We start from the raw sequence: 19432 nt of genomic DNA on the forward strand, positions 1-19432 counted from the left end.
CAGCACGCCGAGCCCGGCCCGCACGGCGGTGACGCACCGGCGCGGCCCGGCCGGGCACGCCGCGTCACGTGACGGAGCGTTCGAGGGAGTCGGTCAGCCAGCCGACCATGGCGCCGATCGTGGCCCGCTCCCCGCTCACCTCTCCCACCAGCCGCCAGTAGCGGCGCACGCGCGGATCGCGGTCGGACTCCACGATGCCCATCAGCTCCCGGCGGAAGGCCGGGGTGTCGCCGCGGCCGCGGACCGTGGCGTGCGCGGCCACGAACCGGTCCAGCTCGGGCCCCTCGCGCGGCGGCTCGCCCGCGACCACGCACGGCTGGGCCAGCGTGACCGCCTCGCCGACGCCGTGCATCAGCAGGTCCTCGTCGCCGATCGTGCGGGCGTTGGCCAGCGCCCTGGCACGCAGGCCGGCCGTCAGCGAGCGGTCGCCGGCCAGGTGGACGAGCTCGGCGTACGCCACCACCTGAAGCGGGCTGGGGTCGGCGGGCGGCTGGGGCACGGCCATGGACAGGAACGAGGCGTAGATCCCGTCGGAGACGGGCGAGACCATGAGCCGCCGCCAGAACCGCTCCAGCCGGTCCCGCGCGGCGCTCGCGTCCTCCACGGCGGCCAGCAGCTCCAGCCTGCCGGCCCGCTCGGCCGGATCGGCCTCCTCGACGGCCCGCAGCGAGGCGCGCCGCCAGGCCAGCTCCGCCAGCCGCACGTCGAGCGCGGCCCGCTCGGCGGACACCGCCTCGGCCATCGAGCGTTCGCCGCTGAGCACGTGCGCGATCGGCGTCAGGCCGAGGCCCAGCCCCCGCAGCCGCCTGATCAGGGCCAGCCGCTCCACGGCCGCCCGGTCGAACCTGCGGTGGTTCCCCGTGCTGCGCACCGACGTGATGATGCCCTCGTCGCAGTAGAAGCGGATGGTGCGCACCGGGACGCCCGTCAGCCGGGCCAGCTCCCCGATCCCGAGCGTTTCTTCCCGCAGCGGCACTTGAACCTCCACCCGACTGGAGTTCCTACGGTAGCGGCGTATCCCGATGAAGAGGAGTGAGGCCGATGCCGGCTCTCGATTTCGCGCGGCTCGTGACGGGGCTGCGGGAGCAGACGGAGGTGTTCGCCGCGGCGGTGGCCGGCGGTGATCCGGAGGCCGTCGTGCCGACCTGCCCCGAGTGGCGGTTGCGCACGCTGGTCGCGCACCTGGGGCAGGCCTGCCGGTGGGGGGCCGGGCTCGTCCGCACGGGCCTGCCGGCGCCGCTGCCCGATCCGTCCGGCGTCGATCCCGGCGCGCCCGGAGGGTGGGGCGAGTGGCTGCGGGCGGGGGCGGAGGAGCTGGCCGAGGCCGTGCGCAAGGTCGGCGAGGACGCCGAGGTGTGGTCGTTCCTGGGGCCGGCGCCCGCGGCGTTCTGGTTGCGCAGGATGTGCTGCGAGGCCGCCGTGCACGGCTACGACGCGGCGCTGGCGACCGGCGCCGCGTACGGGATCGCCGATGATCTCGCGGCGGACGTCGTCACCGAGGGCATGGAGCTGATGTCGCATCCGCGGGCGGAGACGTTCAAGCCGGAGCTGGCGCTGATGCGGGGCGCGGGCGAGCGGCTGGCGTTCCGGCCGCGCGGGATGGACGGGTGGGTGATCAGCCGGCTGCCCGAGGGGCTGCGCTGGGAGCGCGGGAACGGGCCGGGCGACGTGGTGGTGCCGGGAACGGTGACCGACATCATGCTGGTGCTCTCGCGGCGGATCCCGCCCGCCGCCGTCAGCGGGGACCGGGCGCTGCTGGAGCACTGGCTGGCGCACAGCGCCTTCTGATCACCGACTCAGCGGAAGGCCGGCACCGTGGGCGGCAGGCCCATGAGGACGGCGCCGGCGGCGTCGTACATCGCCGGGCTGAGGAAGGCGTGCTCCTGCGGCACCAGCGCGTCGCCGAGCAGGGCCTGCAGCGGGTGGTCGCGGTAGATCGCGGCGGTGCCCGACAGCGAGACGACCTTGCCGACCACCTCCGCCGCGGTCCTGGCCAGGTGGGCGGCGGACAGGCGCAGGTGGGCGTTCTGCTCGTCGCCGACCTCGCCGCCGTCCGCGAGCGCCTGCCACGCCTCCTGCGCGGCCTCGTAGAAGTAGGCGCGGGCGGAGCGGAGCGCGGCCTCGGCCCCGGCGATGCCGGCGCGGTAGTAGGGGCGGTCGGCCAGGCGCGGCGCGCCGGTGATGCTGCCCCGGCCGCTGCCCTCCCCCTCGGCCAGGTCGAGGGCGGCTCGGGCGACGCCGGCGGAGACGACCGACAGCGACTGGGCGGCGTAGGTGATGGCGGGGTAACGGTAGAGCGGCTCGTCGATCACCGGGGCGCCGCCGCGGATGAACGTCCACTCCCTGCCGATCTCGACGTCGCGGGCGACCAGGTCGAAGGAGCCGGTGCCCTGCATGCCGACGACGTCCCACTCTCGCACGATCTCCAGGCGCTCCGGCCGCACCAGCGCCCCGCGCGGCTTGCCGGAGGTGGAGTCGTCGCCGGGGATGCCGACGACGAGCACGTCGGCGGCCATGCAGCCGCTGGCGAACTTCCAGCGGCCGTTGAGCCGGAAGCCCCGCTCGGTGGGGACGGCCTCCTGGACGGGGAACAGGCCGCCGGCCAGGACGACGTCGGGGCCGTCCGCGTACAGGGCGGCCTGGGTCTCCAGCGGCAGCGAGCCCAGGTAGACGAGCTGGGAGCCGAAGCTCGCGACCCAGCCGGTGGAGCCGTCGACGGCGGAGACGCGCTCGATCATCCGCAGGAACTCCGCCGGCGGCATCGGCTCGCCGCCGAAGCGCCGCGGCGTGGAGACCCGGTAGAGGCCGAGCCGTTTGAGCCGGTCGACGAAGTCCTTGGGGACGTAGCGCAGCTCGCGGAACTCCTCGCGGCGGCGGGCCAGCTCCGTGAGCATCTCCTCGAACGAGTCCTCGTCGCGCATCTGCGCCGCTCCTCGTGCTCCGTCCGGCAGGAAGGGCGTTCCCGTTGTGGCGAGCGCCATCCCAGCCTAAGCGCACAGGGGCTCAGAGCTCGACATGGGTGTCGGGGTCGCCGCCGAGGCGGTCGCCGGTGCCGAGGTTGTCGAGGCGGGCCAGGTCCTCCGGCGACAGGCTGAAGTCGAACACCTCGAGGTTCTGCCGCATGCGCTCGGGGTCGGCCGACTTGGGGATGGGCACGGCGCCGAGCTGCACGTGCCAGCGCAGCACCACCTGGGCCGGCGTACGGCCGTGCGCGGCGGCCAGGTCGGTGACGACGGGGTCGTCGAGCAGCTTGGAGCCGCGGCCGAGCGGGCTCCACGACTCGGTCACGATGTCGTGCCCCGCGTGCCAGTCGCGCAGCTCGCGCTGGGGGAAGCCGGGGTGCATCTCCACCTGGTTCACCGCCGGCGGGACGCCGGTCTCCGCCACCAGCCGCCCGATCTGCTCCGGGGTGAAGTTGGAGACGCCGATCGAGCGTGCCAGGCCCTGCTCGCGCAGGCGCACGAACGCGCGCCAGGTGTCGAGGTAGAGCCCGCGGCCGGGCAGCGGCCAGTGGATGAGGTAGAGGTCGACGTAGTCGAGGCCGAGCCGGGCCCGGCTCTCCTCGAAGCCGCGCATGGCCGCGTCGTAGCCGTGGTGGGAGCCGCGCAGCTTCGTGGTGACGAACAGCTCCTCGCGGGCCACCGGCGCCCGCGCCACGGCGGCGCCGACGCCGGCCTCGTTGCCGTAGCTCGCGGCCGTGTCGATGAGCCGGTAGCCGAGCGAGACGGCGTGGGTGACGGCCTGGCGGGCCTCCTCGTCGTTCATCGGCCAGGTGCCCAGGCCCAGCCGCGGCATCGGGCGGCCGTCGGCGAGCATGACGGTCATGATCGTTCCCCCTTGGTGACGTTGACACTGCCCCTTACCCGCGGGTCACACCGGCCAATCCGCCGCACCCTGTCACACTGGCGCCCGGGTTTCCGACTAGTACGGTAGACAACTCGTGGAGGTGCGATGTGCTGACCGTGATAGGCGCGGGGTTCCCGCGCACCGGGACCAGCTCCATGAAGGCCGCACTGGAGCGGCTCGGATTCGGGCCCTGCTTTCACATGTTCAACATCCTGACCGAGCCGGCCCGCGCCGCCGGCTGGGCGCCGCTGGCGGAGGGCGCGCGGCCCGACTGGGAGAAGCTGTTCGACGGGTTCCGCTCGACTCAGGACTGGCCGGCCTCCTACTTCTGGCGGGAGCTGGCGCAGGCGTACCCGGAGGCCAAGGTCGTGCTGACCGTACGCGACCCGCGCGCCTGGTACGCGAGCATGATGACGCTGATCGACAACGGGCCCCGCACCCTCATGGCCCAGGAGACGCAGGCGGAGCTGCCCCCGGCGGCGCGCGCCGTCTTCGAGGGGATGCGGCGGATGGGGCCGGTGCTCGACCGCATGGCCGCCGGCACGTTCGGCGCCGGCAGGACGATGGCCGACGGGCCGGTCGACGAGGAGAGCGCCGTGGCGGCGTTCGAGCGGCACACGGCCGAGGTGCGGGCGAGCCTGCCGCCGGAGCGGCTGCTGGTCTTCGACGTGCGGCAGGGGTGGGAGCCGCTGTGCCGCTTCCTCGGCGTGGAGGTGCCGGCCGAGCCGTTCCCGCATCTCAACGACGGCAGGTCCATGCAGGAGTTCCTCGGGCGGCTGATGAAGGGCGACGTCTCCCACCCGTCGTTCGTCCCCGACGCGTAGGCGCCGCTCAGCTCTCCAGGTAGCGCAGGATCGCCAGCACGCGCCGGCTGTAGCCGGGGTCGCGCGGCAGGTCGAGCTTGTCCATGATGGCGTTGACGTGCTTCTCGACCGTGCTGAGCGACACGTGCAGGCGCTCGGCGATGGCGGCGTTGACGAAGCCCTGGGCGAGGTGGCGCAGCACCTCGCCCTCGCGGGGGCTGAGCCTGCTCAGCGGGTCCGTACGGGTGGTGCGGGCCAGGAGCTGGCGCACCACCTCGGGGTCGAACGCCGTGCCGCCCGCCCGCACCCTCTCCAGCGACTCCAGGAACTCCGCCACCTCCGAGACCCGGTCCTTCAGCAGGTAGCCGAGCCCTTCGGTGGATCCGGCCAGGAGCCTGGCGGCGTAGTGCTGCTCGACGTACTGCGACAGGACGAGCACGCCGACGCCCGGCAGCCGCTCGCGGATCTCCAGCGCGGCGCGCAGCCCGTCGTCCTTGTGCCCGGGCGGCATGCGCACGTCGACGACGGCCACGTCGGGGCGGTGCCGGGCGGCCGCGTCGAGCAGCGCGGGCGCGTCGCCGACGGCGGCGACGACCTCGTGGCCGGCGTCTTCGAGCAGCCGGGTCAGGCCCTCGCGCAGCAGCACGGAGTCGTCGGCCAGGATCACCCGCACGGCGGCGCCTTCGGCAGCGTGGCGGCGATCCTGGTGGGGCCGCCGGGCGGGCTGTCGACGGTGAACGTGCCGTCGAGTGCCAGGACCCGCCGGGCCAGCCCGGACAGGCCGCCGCCCGACGGGTCGGCGCCGCCCCTGCCGTTGTCGGAGATCGCCACGCTCACCGTCCGCTCGTCCTCGCTCAGGACCACCAGGATGTCATGCGCGCCGGCGTGCTTGACCGCGTTGGTGATGGCCTCGCGGGCCACGAAGTACAGGGCGGTCTCGATCTCGGAGGCGGGGCGGGCGGCCAGGCCGTGGTGCACGGTGACGGGCACGCCCGCGCGCTCGGCGACGCCGGCCAGCGCTGCGCGCAGGCCGAGCTCGTCGAGCGCGGTCGGGTAGATCCGCCAGGCGACGCTGCGCAGCTCGTCGAGGAGCTGGCGGGACTCGGTGTACGCCTGGGCGACCAGGCCGGCGATCGCGTCATGGCCGGTGACGTCGTGACCGGCGGCCTCGCGACCGGCAGCCTCGGCGGCCTCGTGGCCGGTGGTGTCGCGGCCGGTGGTGTCGCGGCCGGTGGTGTCGCGGCGGGCCCTGGCGGCGAGGTCAATGGCGTGCCGGGCGCGGCCGAGCAGCATGGCCAGGGCGACGCCGCGCTGCTGCACGCCGTCGTGCAGGTCGCGCTCGATCCTGCGCCGCTCGTCGTCCACGGCCCTGACGATGCCGGAACGGGTCTCGGTGAGCTCGGCGATGCGCCGGCGCATCAGCTCCTCGCCGGTCGGGCCCAGGAAGTGCGCGGCCAGGCGGCGGTCGAGCGCGGCGACGGCCGCGACCATGAGCACCAGCGCGGCCAGCAGCGCCAGGCCGGCGGTGACGCCGAGCGCGCCGCCGCTGGTGACGATCTTCACACCGGGCAGCTCCAGCGGGACCGGCTCGGACTCGCCCCAGATCAGGTCCCACGCGCCGCCGGCCAGCAGCAGGACGGTGAGGAACAGGGTGCTGGCGCAGACGTACCCGCCGAGGACGCCCAGGGCGGCGCGGGCCGCGAGGTAGGCGTACCCGCCGTCGCGCCGCGCCGGCTCGTGCCCGAGCCAGCTCGACAGGCGGGCACGTTCGAGGGCGGTCAGCCGGGCCAGCCCGCGCGCGGCGGCGGGCCGCAGCGCGGGGATCAGCGCGGCGGGCGCCGCCACGGCCAGGAAGACCAGCTCGGCCAGGCCGAGAGCCGTCCCGAGCAGGGCTCCGGTCAGGAGGCGGGCGATGCGGGTGCCTGACACGGGCGGAAAGTCTAGGCGCCCCGCGCCACCGCGGAACGACCGGCCACCTCCGCCATACTCCGCCGCCACCGGGCCACGCCCGCCACGCCCCGCCGCCGCCGGGCCACGCGCGCCGCGGTCCGCCCCCGCCCGGCCGCGCCCGCCGCGTCCCGCCGCCCGGCCGCCCATCAGGCGTCGCGGCGGCGCAGGACGGCGTGGCCCGCCACCACGGCGGCCGCCGTCCAGGCGAGCAGCCACACCAGACCCTCCCCCGGCGAGTACGGCATCGGCCCGCCGGTGAGGTTCTCCGTGCTGCCCATGAACGCCAGCCCGGCGAACATCGGCATCCGCAGCGAGGCGTCCAGCAGCGCCGGCACCCCGGTCATGAGGATCGCCAGCGGCAGCCCCATGAGCAGCATGAACATCACGGTCAGCGTGCCCGCCGCGCTGCGCATCGCCGCGCCGACCCCCACGGTCGTCACGGACACCAGCGCGTAGAACACCCCCGTGCCCAGCAGGTCCACCACGACCTCGCCGGCGGGCAGCACCACGAGCCCGCCGAACGCGTCGATCGACAGCACCAGGTACACGGCCACCGCCGCCACCGCGCCCGCGAGGACCCCCACCGCGAACATCACCGGCCCGACCACCAGCGCCTTGGCCGCCAGCACCATCCCGCGCACGGGCGTGGCCTGCAGCGTGATCCGGATGCCGCCGGAGGCGTACTCGGAGGTGATCACCAGCATGGCCAGGGCCACCAGCGCGAACTGCACGAACGACGTGCCGGAGATCACGGCCTCGCTCGCCACGATCCGCACGCCGTGCGCGCCCTCGCGCAGCGCCTCGGTGGCGGCGCCCCCGGCCAGGGTGATGGAGGTCAGCACGGTGAGCGCGAACGCGCAGGCCAGGCACCACCACGTGGACCTGACCGACCACAGCTTCGCCCACTCGGCTCCGACGGCCTGCCACAACATCCTCACCGGCTCACCCCGTACTCCACGCTGCCCGAGGTCAGCTCCTGATAGGCCTGCTCCAGCGAGGCCTCCTTGGCGCGCAGCTCGTGCAGCCGGATCCCGGCCTCGAACGCCACGTCGCCGACCCGCTCGATCGCGGCGCCGGTGACCTCCAGCTCGTTCTCGCCGACCCGGTCCACCGTCATCCCGGCCCCGCGCAGCAGCGCCGCGAGGTCGCCCGCGTGCGGGGTGCGGATCAGCACGGCCGTCAGCGAGCTGCCCGCCAGGACGTCCGCGAGCGGCGCGTCCATGATGAGCCGCCCCTTGCCGATCACCACGAGGTGGTCGGCGGTGAGCTGCATCTCGCTCATCAGGTGGCTGGAGACGAACACCGTCCGCCCCTCGGCGGCCAGCGACCGCATGAACCCGCGCACCCACCGCACGCCGTCGGGGTCGAGCCCGTTGACGGGCTCGTCGAACATCAGCACCTCGGGGTCGCCCAGCAGCGCCGCCGCGATCCCGAGCCGCTGGCTCATCCCGAGCGACAGCGTCCCGGCCCGCTTGCGCGCCGCGCCCGCCATGCCCACGGTCTCCAGCACCTCCTCCACGCGCCGCCGCGGGATGCCGTTGCTGCGGGCCAGCGCGGTCAGGTGGGCGCGGCCGCTGCGGCCGGGGTGCACGGCGCGCGCGTCGAGGAGCGCGCCGACGGTGCGCAGCGGGTTCGCGATGCGCCGGTACGGCACGCCGCCGACGAGGGCGGTGCCGGAGGTGGCGTGGTCGAGGCCGAGGATCAGGCGCATCGTGGTCGATTTGCCGGCGCCGTTCGGCCCGAGGAATCCGGTGACGGTGCCCGGTTTCAGGTCCAGCGTGAGGTCGTCGACCGCGAGCCGGTCGCCGTACCGCTTGGTCAAGCCCTTGAGACTGATCACGTTCCCTCACGCTAGGTGCCCGCGGGCGGGGCGGCCATGGGGGCGGCCCGCCGACCTCGATGGCGGGAAACCGTAAATCGGCCGGCCGTTTCCCCGGGATCCGACCGGCCTCAGCGGACCCGCAGGCGTCAGGGGATCCGGCAGGCGTCAGGGGATCCGGCGGGCGTCACGTCTCGAAGGCGGTCCTGGCGAGGTCGTGGGAGCGGCTCGCGAGGTCCTCCTCCGCCCGCCCGAACGCCTCCGTGATGGCCTCGGCCAGCGCCTGCGAGCCGAGCCGCAGCGCGCGGGGGTCGAGGTGCAGCCCGGCCAGCGAGCCCGTGGCCGACAGCTCGACGGCGACCTGGCCGCCGGCGCTCTCCCCGCGCCCGGTCGTCTCCCGCAGCAGGCGGCTCACCTCCTCCAGGCGGGCGGCGCCGCCGGCCAGCTCGGCCAGGGCGCGGTCGAGCTCGGGGTCTCCGGTACGCGGCGGTGTCGTCATGGGGGCTCCTGGAGGTGTCAGCGTTTGAACAGGAACGCCCTGGGCGCGTGGGCCAGCGCCGAGCGCAGGGCGCCTTCGTCGGACAGGCCCCCGCCGGCGACCAGGGGGTAGACGGTGGCCGCCGACAGGGTGCGGCGGAAGAACCTGCCGGCGGGCCCGGTGCCGAGCACCGTCTCGGTGAGCCGCGCCGGGGGGAAGAACCTTCGGGCGTCGCTGAGGCCCTTGATGCCGCCGTTGTAGGCCATCTCGGCGACGAAGTGCCGGCCCGCGTACTCCCAGAGGTTGCCCATGGGCTGCCCGGTGGCGGCCGAGCTCGCCGCGTGCACGCCGGTCTTGAGCCCCGCCCACAGGACGGAGTCCGCCAGCGCGTCGAGCCCCTCGCGCACCACGTACGTGCCGACGCGCCGCTTGCCCGCGCGCTGCTCCAGGATCGCCTTGGTGATCTTCTGGAAGATCGTGCGTTCCAGCCTGGCCCGGGCCACGAGCCACTTGAACGCCCGCTCGGCCACGATCCTGGCGGCCGGGTAGAGGTAGCCGAAGAGCATGGTGAAGGCCATGGCGGCGAGCTGGGTGCCGATGATCAGAAGCTGCTCGCGGTGCTGCTCGACGGCCTCGGCGTACTCGTCGCAGCCGGCCGCCAGATCCTCCAGCTCCTCCTGGAGGGCGGCGTAGCGGGGGCCCAGCTCGTGCGGCCACACGTCGGCGAAGCGGGAGACCGTCCGGCTGTCGTTGGCCTCGCGGGCCTCGGCGACGGCGGTGGCGGTGTCGCGGGCGAGCGCGCCGATGCCGGTGGCCAGCTCGCGCAGCGCGCCGGCCCTGGCCCGGAGGTTGCCGGCGTCGGCCGCCGGCACGTGCACGCCGGCGAACCAGGCCAGCGCCTGGAAGGGGTCGAACATCAGGCGCCCTCCTGCCGGGGCGGAGCCTCGGGGACCGGCGGCCCGGGGAGGTCGGGGATCGCGGGCAGGGTGCTGATGATGTGCAGCTCCAGGTAGTCCCACAGGGCGTCGAAGTCGCGCAGGCCCGCGGCGGAGGTGAAGCTCTTGTCGGCGATGCGGCGCATGGCGTCGGCGAGGGAGTCGTAGCCGTCGGCGTACCACTCGGCGAACGCGCGGCCCTCCTCGTCGCCGCCGACCAGGCCGGAGGTGGTGGCCAGGGGCGAGGAGGCGCGCAGCAGGGCCGTCACGTCGTCGCCGGTCCGGTCGAAGCGCCGGGCGAGCCTGCGGATCGACGTCCAGTCGATGAGGACCCCGTCGCCGCTCGCGGCGACCGATTCGCCGGACGAATCCGCCATCAACCCTCCAAGCGTGCATTAATGACTACTTAGGCACGCTAACGACTATAAATTTCCGCGAGTTAATCGCCGCGTTAACTCAGGAATAAGCGGCGTTCATCCACTCGGGCAGGTCGCTGAGCATCCCGCCCAGCTCCTCCATGACGTCGCCGTCCACGGCCTCGCCCGCGCTGGCCTGGTCCTCGACGCGCCGGCACAGCTCCGCCTCGCGGGTCGCGCCGACCGTCGCGCAGGACCCCTTGAGCCGGTGCGCGAGCCCGGCCGCCGCGGCCAGGTCGCCGTCCCGCACGGCCTGCCTCAGCTCCTCGAACGTGCGGGTGGCGGTCGCCAGGTACGCCCGCGCCACGTCGGCCAGCGCCTCCTGCGACAGCCCCGCCAGCTCGGGCGGCAGCCCGGCGGAGGCCGTCCACTCCGGGATCCTGGCCAGCACGCGCGGCCAGTCGACCGGCTTGGCCAGGTGGTCGTCCATACCGGCCTCCAGGCACCGGATCCGGTCGTCCGGCATGGCCGCGGCGGTCATCGCGATGATCGGGGTGTGGGCCTCCTCGCCCTCCCTGATCTCCTCGGTCGCGGCCAGGCCGTCGAGCACGGGGAGCTGGCAGTCCATGAACACCAGGTCGTACCGGCCGGCCAGCACGGCGCGCACGGCCTGCCTGCCGTCGTCGACCACGTCGACCTCGTGCCCGGCCTGGGTCAGCACGAGCATCGCCACCTGGCGGCTCACCTCGTCGTCCTCGGCCACCAGGATGCGGGCGCCCTCGGTCAGGCCGGTGGCCGGCGCGCCGTCGCGCGGCTCGCCGTCGCACTCCGCGAGGCCCAGGGCGTTCTCCGCGGCGGCGAGCAGGCGGCGGCGGCTGAGCGGCCGGGTGATCGACTGCACGGCCCGCTCCCCCGCCGCGCCCGGCCAGGCGAAGCCGGCCCGGCCGGGGGTGACGACCACGATGACGCTGGTGGCCTGGAGCGCCGGGTCGTTGAGGATGGAGTCGGCGAGCGAGCGCGGCGCACCGGGGTCGCCGGGGTCACCCGGGCCGAGTCCCGTGCCGAGTCCCGTGCCGAGTCCCGTGCCGAGGTCGAGGGCGACGACGGCCAGCTCGTACGGCCGCCCGTCCGCGGCGGCGGCACGCAGGCGGGCCAGCGCCGCCACCTCGTCCCTGGTCTCCTCCACCTCGGCCCCGGCCTGCTCCAGGCAGCGCGCGGCCAGCGTGCGGTCCTCGGGCCGCGCGTCGGCGACCAGCGCGCGCCGCCCCTCCAGCGCTCCGGCGCCCGGCTCCGACCAGGTGAGCACGTCCACCGGCAGCGTGGCCCAGAACCGGCTGCCCACGCCCTCCACGCTGTCGAGCCCGATCTGCCCGCCCATGAGCTCGACGAGCTGCCTGCTGATGGCCAGCCCGAGCCCGCTGCCGCCGGTCCTGCGCGTGATGGGCGAGTCCACCTGGCGGAAGACGCCGAAGACCCGCTCCCGGTCCCGCGGCCCGACCCCGATGCCCGTGTCGGCCACCGCGAACCTGAGCACCACCCGCTCCTGGCCCGGCTCTCCCTCGTCGAGCGCCACGTGCAGGTCCACGCCGCCCTGGACGGTGAACTTCAGCGCGTTGCCGACCAGGTTCGTCAGCACCTGGCGCAGCCGCGCCGGGTCGCCCGCCACCTGGCGGGGCACGTTCTCGTCGAGCCGCAGCGTGAGCCAGAGCCCCTGCTCGTACGCGTGCGGCGCGAACGGCGCCACGACCTCGTCGCACAGTCGCGGCAGGTCGAACGGCGCGGCCTCGACCTGGAGGTGCCCGGCCTCGATCCTGGACAGGTCGAGGAAGTCGTCGAGCAGGCGCAGCACGTTCTGCGCCGACTCCTGGGCGGTGCTGGCGTAGTAGCGCTGCTCCTCGTCCAGGCGGGTGCCCATGAGCAGGGAGTTCATGCCGAGCACGCCGTTGATGGGGGTGCGGATCTCGTGGCTGATCTTGGCCACGAACTCCGACTTGGCGCTGGAGGCGCTGAGTGCCTCGTCCCTGGCTGCGGCCAGCTCGGTGGCGTAGGTGGAGAGCTGGGCCTGCGCCCGGCGGCGGCCGCGGGTGCTGTGGATCTGCAGGCCGAGGCCGATGAGGATGAGCAGGGCGAGCAGGAGCGCGACGGTGAGCACGTTCGTGCGCAGCTTCTCGGCGGAGGCCAGGGCCTCGGCGACCGAGACCTCGGCGGTGACCGTCCAGCCGATGCCGGGGATCGGCTCGGACGCCGACAGGACCGTGCCGTCGATGCCGCGGAACTCGCCGCTCCACGCCCGCCCGGCCAGCGCGGCGTCCACGCGGGGGTCCTCGCGCAGGGAGGTGAGCGCGAACAGCTTCCTGCCGGGGTCGGCGACCAGCACGCCGGCCCTGTCGGTGATGAGCAGCCGGATGTCCTGCGCCTCGGCGGCGTCCTCGGCGAACTCCTGGATGGCGTCGAGGCTGTAGACGACGGTGAGCATGCCGAGCATGCGGGTGCCGTCGGCGCTGGGGATGGGCGCGGCCACCGCGACGGCCCTGGACACCCCTAACATGGTCGGTGTGTACGCCTGCGAGACGTGGGCCTGGCGCCGGTCGCGCACCGCGCGGTACCAGTCGGTGGTCGTGATGTCCTGCGGCAGCACGGTGGGCGGCTCCGCGCCCCTGATCTTGCCCTCGGGAGAGTTCACGATCAGGCCGCTGACGCCGTCGCGCAGCTCCTTCAGCTCGCCGAGCCAGTCCTGCATCGTGGCGCTGGTGACCTCGTCCACCGCCTCGCGCACGTGGGGCCGCTGGGCGAAGGCGGTGACGAGCTGCTTGAGGGAGTCCATCTGCTGCTCGACCACGACCCGGCTGACGGACGCGGTGGTCCTGACGCGCTCGCGGACCTCGTCGCTCATCGCGTTCTCCGACAGCGAGATGCTGGACGAGGTGAGCAGCGCCAGGGGCAGCAGGCCGAGGAGCGTCCACAGGGCCGTCACCGCGAGCAACCATCGCACGGGCGTCCGTCCCTCCCCCCACTCGCTCGGGTACAGATTAGGAGGAAACCGGCGCGCGCGCCGGTTCTCAGTGAGCAGAACGAGCAAAAGGTGATCTTTTTTAATAAAACCCGCTTAAGCTGCAGTGATCTACCTGAATGACGAGGAGCGTGGCGGTGCCTGAGCTCAGGGACATCACCGTTCTCATCGTGGACGACGACCCGGTCGTCACGGCGGCCCTGCACGCGCAGGTCAACCGGGTGCTCGGGTTCAGGGTCGTGGGCATCGCGCACACCGGGCACGCGGCGCTGGCCGCGGCCGGACGCTTCGCGCCCCGCCTGGTCCTGCTCGATCTGCACCTCCCTGATATGCCCGGTCTGGAGGTGGCGCACCGGCTGCGCCGCCCGGACCAGCCGCCCGCCGACATCATCGTGATCTCCGGGCGCAAGGAGTCGGCGACGGTACGCGCCGCCATCCAGCGCGGCGCGCTCAACTACCTGGTCAAGCCGACCCGGGCGGGCACGCTGGAGCAGGCCCTGCTGCGTTACGCCGCCACCGTCAAGCAGCTCGAGTCCGAGTCCCGCTTCACCGACCAGCAGGAGATCGACAACCTCTTCCGCTCGCTCCACCTCGACGTGGGCACCCGCCCCAAGAGCATCTCCGCCTCCACCGAGCAGGCGGTGCTGGACGCGCTCTCGGAGGTCGAGGACGCCTCGGCCGACGAGCTGGCGGCCAAGGTCGGCGTCAGCCGGGCCACCGCCCGCCGCTACCTGGAGCACCTGTCCGAGCGGGGGCTGGTCGAGGGGCGGCCGAAGTACGGGACCACGGGGCGGCCCCAGCACCGGTACCGCATCCGATGAGGGCGCTGCGCGCGTTGGTCGCGGCCGTGCTGGTCGGCCTGCTGCCCGCCGCCTGCGGCGAGGCGAGCGCCTTCCCCGAGGACACCACGATGTCCCGCATCAGGGAGCGCGGCATCCTCACCGTGGGCATCAAGTTCGACCAGCCGATCTTCGGCTACAAGGATCCCGCCAGCGGGCGGATCACCGGGTTCGACGCGGAGATGGCCCGGCTGGTCGCCAGGGACCTGACGGGCAGCGAGCGCAACATCCGCTTCGTCGAGACGGTGTCGAGCGAGCGGGAGAACTTCATCGAGCAGGGCGTGGTGGACCTCGTCATCGCCACCTACTCGATCACGCAGACGCGCGCCCGGCGGGTCACGTTCACCGACCCGTACTACTACGCCGGGCAGGACCTGCTGGTACGCGTCGGCGACTCCACCATCAACCAGGTCTCCGACCTGAAGGGCAAGAGCGTCTGCACGGCCCGCGGCTCCACCTCGGTCGAGCGGCTGCGCGCCACGGTACCCGGCATCCACCTGGAGGTCGTGGACGCGTACAGCATCTGCGTGCCCGCACTGATCGCCGGGCGGGTGGACGCGGTCAGCACCGACGACACCATCCTGCTCGGCCTGTACGCCCAGCACCCCGACACGCTGCGGCTGGTCGGCAAGCCGTTCGCGCGCGAGCCGTACGGGATGGGCATGCGCAAGCAGGACACCGCCTTCCGCGACTACCTCAACGGGCTGATCGCCCGCTGGCTGTGCAACGGCGAGTGGGACCGCGCCTACATGGCCACCGTCGGGGTCTCCGGCACCACCTCCGAATCGGCGAAGCCGGCGCCTCGCCCGGCCAATTGCTGAGCAGAACGATCACAAGCCTTTCCGCGGAACATGCGGCTCCTACGGTTACGCCAACGCTGACCGAGACAAGGAGCGTGACGCATGACCCAGGCGGACCTGATCGTCCTGGACCAGGTCAACAAGCGCTTTGGCGATCACCATGTGCTGAAGGACGTCGACCTGACCGTGCGGCAGGGCGAGGTCGTAGTGATCATCGGCCCGTCCGGGGCGGGCAAGTCCACCCTGTGCCGCGCGATCAACCGGCTGGAGACGATCGACTCCGGCACGATCAGCCTCGACGGGACGCCGCTGCCGGCTGAGGGCAAGGAGCTGGCCAGGCTCCGCGCCGAGGTCGGCATGGTGTTCCAGTCGTTCAACCTCTTCGCGCACAAGACCGTCCTGGACAACGTCGTCCTCGGGCAGGTCCACGTGCTCAAGCGGCCCAAGGACCAGGCCGTGCGCAAGGCCCAGGAGCTGCTCGACCGGGTCGGCATCGGCGGCCAGGCCGCCAAGTTCCCCGCCCAGCTCTCCGGCGGCCAGCAGCAGCGGGTCGCCATCGCCAGGGCGCTGGCCATGGACCCGAAGGCGATCCTGTTCGACGAGCCCACCTCGGCGCTGGACCCGGAGATGGTCAACGAGGTGCTGGACGTCATGACGGGCCTGGCCCGTGAGGGCATGACCATGGTCGTCGTCACCCACGAGATGGGCTTCGCCCGCAGGGCGGCCGACCGGGTCGTGTTCATGGCCGACGGCGAGATCGTCGAGCAGAACACCCCTGACACCTTCTTCGGCGCGCCCAGCAGCGACCGCGCCCAGTCCTTCCTCGCCAAGATCCTGACCCACTAAGGAGCCGTCATGTTCGGCAGATCTCTCTTCGCCGTGTTCGCCGTCGTGGCCGTCGCCTCCGGATGCGGGGGCGGCTCCGACAGCCACGCCTCCATCGTGGACAAGGCCAAGAACGACAAGAAGCTGGTGATCGGCGTCAAGGCCGACCAGCCCGGCCTCGGCCTGCGCACGCCTGACGGCGCCTTCACCGGCTTCGACATCGAGGTGGCCACGTACGTGGCCAAGCAGCTCGGGGTCGAGCCGAGCGGCATCACGTTCAAGGAGACCGTCTCCGCCAACCGGGAGGCGTTCATCGAGCAGGGCCAGGTGGACATGGTCGTGGCCACCTACTCCATCACCGACGCCCGCAAGCAGAAGGTGTCCTTCGCCGGGCCCTACTTCGTGGCCGGGCAGGACCTGCTGGTCCGCGCCGAGGAGGCGGCGCTGACCGGGCCCGAGGCGCTCAACGGCAAGAAGCTGTGCTCGGTCGCCGGCTCCACGCCCGCGCAGAAGGTCAAGTCGGAGTACGCCAAGGAGGTGCAGCTCCAGGAGGAGCGCACCTACTCGGCGTGCGTGGACCGCGTGCTCGGCGGCCAGCTCGACGCCATCACCACCGACAACGTCATCCTGGCCGGCTACGCCGCGCAGCACTCCGGCAAGCTCAAGGTGGTCGGCAAGACGTTCAGCACCGAGAAGTACGGCATCGGGCTGAAGAAGGACGACACGGCCGGGCGCAAGGCGATCAACGACGCCCTGGAGAAGATGTTCTCCGACGGGAGCTGGACCAAGGCGCTGCAGACCAGCGTGGGCGCCTCCGGCTTCACCCTGCCGCAGGCCCCGCAGCTCGAGCGGTACTGATGGAAGCACTGGTGACCGAAGGCGGCACCATCCTGGCCGCCTTCTGGATGACGGTGCGGCTGACGGCGGTCAGCGCGCTCGGCTCGCTGGTGCTGGGCACGCTGCTGACCGCCATGCGGGTGGCCCCGCTGGGCTCCCTGCGGGCCACCGCCACCGTGTACGTGACCGTGGCCCGCAACACGCCGCTCACGCTGGTGCTGCTGTTCACCGGCCTCGGCATCGGCGCGAACCTGGGCCTTGAGCTGTCCGACGACATCGCGACCAACAACTTCTGGCTCGCCGTCATCGGGCTGACCGCCTACACCTCGGCGTTCGTGTGCGAGGCGCTGCGCTCCGGGCTCAACACGGTGCCCGTCGGGCAGGCGGAGGCGGCCCGCTCGCTGGGGCTCGGCTTCGTCAGGACGCTGGCGCTGATCACGCTGCCGCAGGCGTTCCGCGCGGTGGTGGCGCCGCTGGGCAGCATCCTCATCGCGCTGACCAAGAACACCACGATCGCCCTGGTCGTGGGCGTCGCGGAGGCGTCGGTGCGGATGCGCGAGCTGATCGAGACCTACGGTGACCAGGTCATCGAGATCTTCCTCGGCTTCGCCGCCGGCTTCGTGCTGCTGTGCCTGCCGATGGGGCTGCTGTTCGGCTGGTTGTCCAAGCGGATGGCGGTGGCGCGATGACGTACGCGAACCTGTACGAGCGGCCCGGCCCGCGCGGGGTGCGCCGCAACCGGGTGCTGACGGCCCTCGTCGCGGCGGCGCTGCTGGCGGTGGCGTACATCGTCTACGTGCGCTTCGACGAGAAGGACCAGTGGGCGGCGGAGAAGTGGACGCCGCTGCTGCGCGGCGACGTCTGGGCCACGTTCATCCTGCCCGGCCTGGCCGGCACGCTGGCGGCGGCCGTCGCCGGGGTGGTGCTGGCGGCGCTGTTCGGGCTGGTGTTCGCCGTCGCCCGGATGTCGGAGCACCGCTGGATCCGGGTGCCGGCGGCCATGGTGGTGGAGTTCTTCCGGTCCGTGCCGCTGCTGCTGCTGATCTTCTTCGCCTTCTTCGGGTCGTACGTGCTCATCGGCGTGAACGTCTCGGCGTTCGCCGCCGTCGTGTTCGGGCTGACCCTCTACAACGGGTCGGTCATCGCCGAGATCGTCCGGGCCGGGGTGCTGAGCCTGCCCAAGGGGCAGCGGGAGGCGGCGTACGCGGTCGGCATGCGCAAGGGGCAGGTGATGCGGCTCGTCCTGCTGCCGCAGGCCGTCAAGGCCATGCTGCCCGCGCTGATCAGCCAGTTCGTGGTGCTGCTGAAGGACTCGGCGCTGGGCCTGATCGTGGGTTACGACGAGCTGGTGGACAGGGGGCTGAACGGGATCGCGGCGAACTTCTCCAACGTCATCCCGGCGGCCATCCTCATCGCGGCCATCTTCATCGTGATCAACATGGGGCTGGACCGGCTGGCGAGCCGCCTCGGCGCCTCCTCCACAGCGCGGGCGCCCAGGGTGCGGTCCCGATGACGGCCAGCGCGAGCAGCAGCGGCCCGCGCCACCACCACGGGACGGTCGCCGGCGGCGGGTCGCCGGGCCGCGACACCCAGGGGCGGGCCGTCTTGGACCAGGCGAGGAAGGCGTCGCCGACGGGCAGCAGGCCGAAGGCGTACCGCTTGGTCCACGGGGTGCCGGCGGGCACCCCGGCCAGCTCGCCGTAGTTCGCCAGGGCGCCGGCGAGCGGGGCGTCCCCCCGCACCTGGGCGGCGCCCAGGGTGACCGCGGTGGCCGACAGGCTCACCCCCAGCGGCAGCGGCCCCGAGTCGACGTCGCCCGGCCCGTCCATCCCCGACGGGTACTCGCGCACGGCCGGGCCGAGGCCGAGCGGGGTGACCACGTAGCGGTCGCGGAAGCGCAGGTACTGCCCGGCGGCGAAGGCCGGGTCGATGTCCACCAGGAAACGCTGGATCATGCTCTGCGAGGTGCCCCTGGCCACCTCGGCCGGCTCGCCGGTGCCCGGCTCGGACCGGTGCGGGATCAGGCCGGTGCGCGGGTCGAGGCGCTCGCGGGTCTCGCGCAGCCAGCGGTCCACCGTGCCGACGTACCGGGGTGGCCGCAGCGTGTCGTGCAGGCGCAGCGAGGCCACCGCCACCGTCGAGTCGACGGGCCAGGACTGACCGGGGTAGGCCTCCAGGAACGGCGAGCGCGACGCGCCGAACGCGCGGCCCAGGGCGGCCGAGTCCTCCGTGAAGCGGCGCAGCTCGGCCGGGTCGCGCCGGTCCTCGGGCTGCAGGGCGAGCACGCCGCCGCGCAGCCAGTTGGTCCAGCCCCGGTAGAACACGCCGTGGGGCGGGTCGAGGTCCGGGCTGAACGGCTCGCGGCCCTGCGGGGCGTCGAGCTGCCGCAGCGCCCAGCGGGACTCGCGCAGCGCCCGCGGCCGGGCGGTCGCGTCCCGCTGGCCGAGCTCGACCCAGGTCAGGCCGTACAGGACGTGCAGGAAGAAGTAGCCCTCGGGGAAGAGCGCCTGCGCCTGCCCGGCGGCGCCCGCGTCCAGGGCCGAGCGGAGGAAGGCGAGCTGGCGGCGCACGCCGGGCGGCTCGCCGTCCGGGCCCGCGGTGGCGGGGACGATCAGGCGCACCGCGCCGATCAGCGCGCACAGGGTGATCACGGCGGCGGCGAGCCGTCGCGCCCGGCGCAGCAGGCGGCGGACGGCGGGCGCCGTGCCGGACACCGCGGCACCCGCGGCGGCGGGCGACGCGCCGGGCACCTCGGCACCCGCGGCGGCGGGCACCTCGGCGCCCGCCGCGGTGGGCGACGAGGTGCCGGCCACCGCGGCGCTTGTGACGGCGGGGTGCGGCTCGGGCACCTCGGAGGTGGGGGCGGTGGGGGGCGGGTCGGGCATCCGGTTGATCGTAGCGGGGCTCGGGTCGGGCGGCATTCCCGTCATGATG

Annotated in this window: 20 protein-coding genes; 8 read left to right on the top strand and 12 right to left on the bottom strand. The window is 73.5% G+C overall.

Translation table 11 applies throughout. The features are described 5' to 3' along the window. Positions 1-64 precede the first annotated feature (64 nt). Positions 65-976, bottom strand: coding sequence for a helix-turn-helix domain-containing protein (locus HD597_RS28970; RefSeq protein WP_253746018.1), 912 nt, complete (start codon positions 974-976; stop codon positions 65-67). A 65-nt stretch (positions 977-1041) separates the two neighbouring features. Between HD597_RS28970 and HD597_RS28975 the strand changes: the two genes are divergently transcribed. Beyond that, positions 1042-1788 (top strand): maleylpyruvate isomerase family mycothiol-dependent enzyme, encoded by a 747-nt coding sequence (locus HD597_RS28975; protein ID WP_253746019.1) that lies wholly within the window; start codon positions 1042-1044, stop codon positions 1786-1788. A gap of 8 nt (positions 1789-1796) precedes the next feature. Here the strand turns inward: HD597_RS28975 and HD597_RS28980 are convergent, their stop codons facing one another. Both HD597_RS28980 and HD597_RS28985 read right to left on the bottom strand, forming a co-directional pair. Beyond that, entirely contained in the window at positions 1797-2921 is a 1125-nt protein-coding gene (locus HD597_RS28980) for an acyl-CoA dehydrogenase family protein (RefSeq protein ID WP_253746020.1), read from the bottom strand. A gap of 82 nt (positions 2922-3003) precedes the next feature. After that, positions 3004-3825, bottom strand: a complete 822-nt coding sequence (locus HD597_RS28985; RefSeq protein ID WP_276083041.1) for an aldo/keto reductase — start codon at positions 3823-3825, stop codon at positions 3004-3006. 128 nt (positions 3826-3953) lie between these two features. Here HD597_RS28985 and HD597_RS28990 point away from each other — a divergent pair, with 128 nt between their 5' ends. Next, a complete protein-coding gene (locus HD597_RS28990) occupies positions 3954-4670 on the top strand; it encodes a sulfotransferase family protein (protein ID WP_308210712.1) in 717 nt (238 codons plus the stop codon). Positions 4671-4677: 7 nt separating this feature from the next. On the opposite strand, the gene HD597_RS28995 is transcribed toward HD597_RS28990, so the two are convergent. The 8 genes from HD597_RS28995 to HD597_RS29030 form a co-directional block, all read right to left on the bottom strand. Beyond that, positions 4678-5322 (bottom strand): response regulator, encoded by a 645-nt coding sequence (locus tag HD597_RS28995; protein WP_253746021.1) that lies wholly within the window; start codon positions 5320-5322, stop codon positions 4678-4680. Beyond that, positions 5313-6578: a sensor histidine kinase gene (locus HD597_RS29000; protein WP_253746022.1), complete on the bottom strand. Its 1266-nt coding sequence runs from the start codon at positions 6576-6578 to the stop codon at positions 5313-5315. The genes HD597_RS28995 and HD597_RS29000 overlap by 10 nt, the downstream gene beginning before the upstream one ends. A gap of 167 nt (positions 6579-6745) precedes the next feature. Beyond that, positions 6746-7537 carry an ABC transporter permease gene (locus tag HD597_RS29005; RefSeq protein WP_253746023.1) on the bottom strand — a complete coding sequence of 264 codons (792 nt, stop codon included), beginning with the start codon at positions 7535-7537 and terminating at the stop codon, positions 6746-6748. Then, entirely contained in the window at positions 7534-8439 is a 906-nt protein-coding gene (locus tag HD597_RS29010; RefSeq protein WP_253746024.1) for an ATP-binding cassette domain-containing protein, read from the bottom strand. The genes HD597_RS29005 and HD597_RS29010 overlap by 4 nt, the downstream gene beginning before the upstream one ends. Before the next feature lie 166 nt (positions 8440-8605). Next, a complete protein-coding gene (locus HD597_RS29015; protein WP_253746025.1) occupies positions 8606-8917 on the bottom strand; it encodes a YbaB/EbfC family nucleoid-associated protein in 312 nt (103 codons plus the stop codon). A gap of 17 nt (positions 8918-8934) precedes the next feature. Then, positions 8935-9813: a WXG100-like domain-containing protein gene (locus tag HD597_RS29020; protein WP_253746026.1), complete on the bottom strand. Its 879-nt coding sequence runs from the start codon at positions 9811-9813 to the stop codon at positions 8935-8937. Continuing rightward, the gene (locus HD597_RS29025; RefSeq protein WP_253746027.1) at positions 9813-10208 is read right to left on the bottom strand and encodes a hypothetical protein; all 396 of its coding nucleotides are present in this window, start codon (positions 10206-10208) and stop codon (positions 9813-9815) included. The genes HD597_RS29020 and HD597_RS29025 overlap by 1 nt, the downstream gene beginning before the upstream one ends. Before the next feature lie 79 nt (positions 10209-10287). Next, the gene (locus HD597_RS29030; protein ID WP_253746028.1) at positions 10288-13179 is read right to left on the bottom strand and encodes a hybrid sensor histidine kinase/response regulator; all 2892 of its coding nucleotides are present in this window, start codon (positions 13177-13179) and stop codon (positions 10288-10290) included. Between the two features lie 155 nt (positions 13180-13334). Here HD597_RS29030 and HD597_RS29035 point away from each other — a divergent pair, with 155 nt between their 5' ends. The 6 genes from HD597_RS29035 (at position 13335) to HD597_RS29060 (ending at position 18011) form a co-directional block, all read left to right on the top strand. Then, the gene (locus tag HD597_RS29035) at positions 13335-14018 is read left to right on the top strand and encodes a response regulator (RefSeq protein WP_253746029.1); all 684 of its coding nucleotides are present in this window, start codon (positions 13335-13337) and stop codon (positions 14016-14018) included. Beyond that, complete coding sequence (locus tag HD597_RS29040) at positions 14015-14857, top strand: glutamate ABC transporter substrate-binding protein (RefSeq protein WP_253746030.1); 843 nt, start codon at positions 14015-14017, stop codon at positions 14855-14857. The genes HD597_RS29035 and HD597_RS29040 overlap by 4 nt, the downstream gene beginning before the upstream one ends. 81 nt (positions 14858-14938) lie before the next feature. After that, the gene (locus tag HD597_RS29045; RefSeq protein WP_276083043.1) at positions 14939-15682 is read left to right on the top strand and encodes an amino acid ABC transporter ATP-binding protein; all 744 of its coding nucleotides are present in this window, start codon (positions 14939-14941) and stop codon (positions 15680-15682) included. A gap of 9 nt (positions 15683-15691) precedes the next feature. Next, positions 15692-16519 (top strand): glutamate ABC transporter substrate-binding protein, encoded by an 828-nt coding sequence (locus HD597_RS29050; protein WP_253746031.1) that lies wholly within the window; start codon positions 15692-15694, stop codon positions 16517-16519. After that, on the top strand, positions 16519-17187 hold the full coding sequence (locus HD597_RS29055; RefSeq protein ID WP_253746032.1) for an amino acid ABC transporter permease: 669 nt from the start codon (positions 16519-16521) through the stop codon (positions 17185-17187). Before HD597_RS29050 ends, HD597_RS29055 begins: the two co-directional genes overlap by 1 nt. Next, on the top strand, positions 17184-18011 hold the full coding sequence (locus HD597_RS29060; RefSeq protein ID WP_253746033.1) for an amino acid ABC transporter permease: 828 nt from the start codon (positions 17184-17186) through the stop codon (positions 18009-18011). The genes HD597_RS29055 and HD597_RS29060 overlap by 4 nt, the downstream gene beginning before the upstream one ends. Here HD597_RS29060 and HD597_RS29065 read toward each other — a convergent pair. After that, positions 17932-19383 carry a hypothetical protein gene (locus tag HD597_RS29065; protein ID WP_253746034.1) on the bottom strand — a complete coding sequence of 484 codons (1452 nt, stop codon included), beginning with the start codon at positions 19381-19383 and terminating at the stop codon, positions 17932-17934. The two genes, HD597_RS29060 and HD597_RS29065, sit on opposite strands and share 80 nt — an antisense overlap. Positions 19384-19432 lie beyond the last annotated feature (49 nt).

Origin of the sequence: Nonomuraea thailandensis (genome assembly GCF_024172165.1) — a bacterium.
Classification (GTDB): domain Bacteria; phylum Actinomycetota; class Actinomycetes; order Streptosporangiales; family Streptosporangiaceae; genus Nonomuraea; species Nonomuraea thailandensis.

Coding starts and splice junctions, on each gene's coding strand:
- HD597_RS29055 (WP_253746032.1), top strand. CDS start 16,519: ATGGAAGCACTGGTGACCGAAGGCGGCACCATCCTGGCCGCCTTCTGG.
- HD597_RS29065 (WP_253746034.1), bottom strand. CDS start 19,383: ATGCCCGACCCGCCCCCCACCGCCCCCACCTCCGAGGTGCCCGAGCCG.
- HD597_RS29020 (WP_253746026.1), bottom strand. CDS start 9,813: ATGTTCGACCCCTTCCAGGCGCTGGCCTGGTTCGCCGGCGTGCACGTG.
- HD597_RS28980 (WP_253746020.1), bottom strand. CDS start 2,921: ATGCGCGACGAGGACTCGTTCGAGGAGATGCTCACGGAGCTGGCCCGC.
- HD597_RS29060 (WP_253746033.1), top strand. CDS start 17,184: ATGACGTACGCGAACCTGTACGAGCGGCCCGGCCCGCGCGGGGTGCGC.
- HD597_RS29040 (WP_253746030.1), top strand. CDS start 14,015: ATGAGGGCGCTGCGCGCGTTGGTCGCGGCCGTGCTGGTCGGCCTGCTG.
- HD597_RS29045 (WP_276083043.1), top strand. CDS start 14,939: ATGACCCAGGCGGACCTGATCGTCCTGGACCAGGTCAACAAGCGCTTT.
- HD597_RS28975 (WP_253746019.1), top strand. CDS start 1,042: ATGCCGGCTCTCGATTTCGCGCGGCTCGTGACGGGGCTGCGGGAGCAG.
- HD597_RS29050 (WP_253746031.1), top strand. CDS start 15,692: ATGTTCGGCAGATCTCTCTTCGCCGTGTTCGCCGTCGTGGCCGTCGCC.
- HD597_RS28985 (WP_276083041.1), bottom strand. CDS start 3,825: ATGACCGTCATGCTCGCCGACGGCCGCCCGATGCCGCGGCTGGGCCTG.
- HD597_RS29025 (WP_253746027.1), bottom strand. CDS start 10,208: ATGGCGGATTCGTCCGGCGAATCGGTCGCCGCGAGCGGCGACGGGGTC.
- HD597_RS29015 (WP_253746025.1), bottom strand. CDS start 8,917: ATGACGACACCGCCGCGTACCGGAGACCCCGAGCTCGACCGCGCCCTG.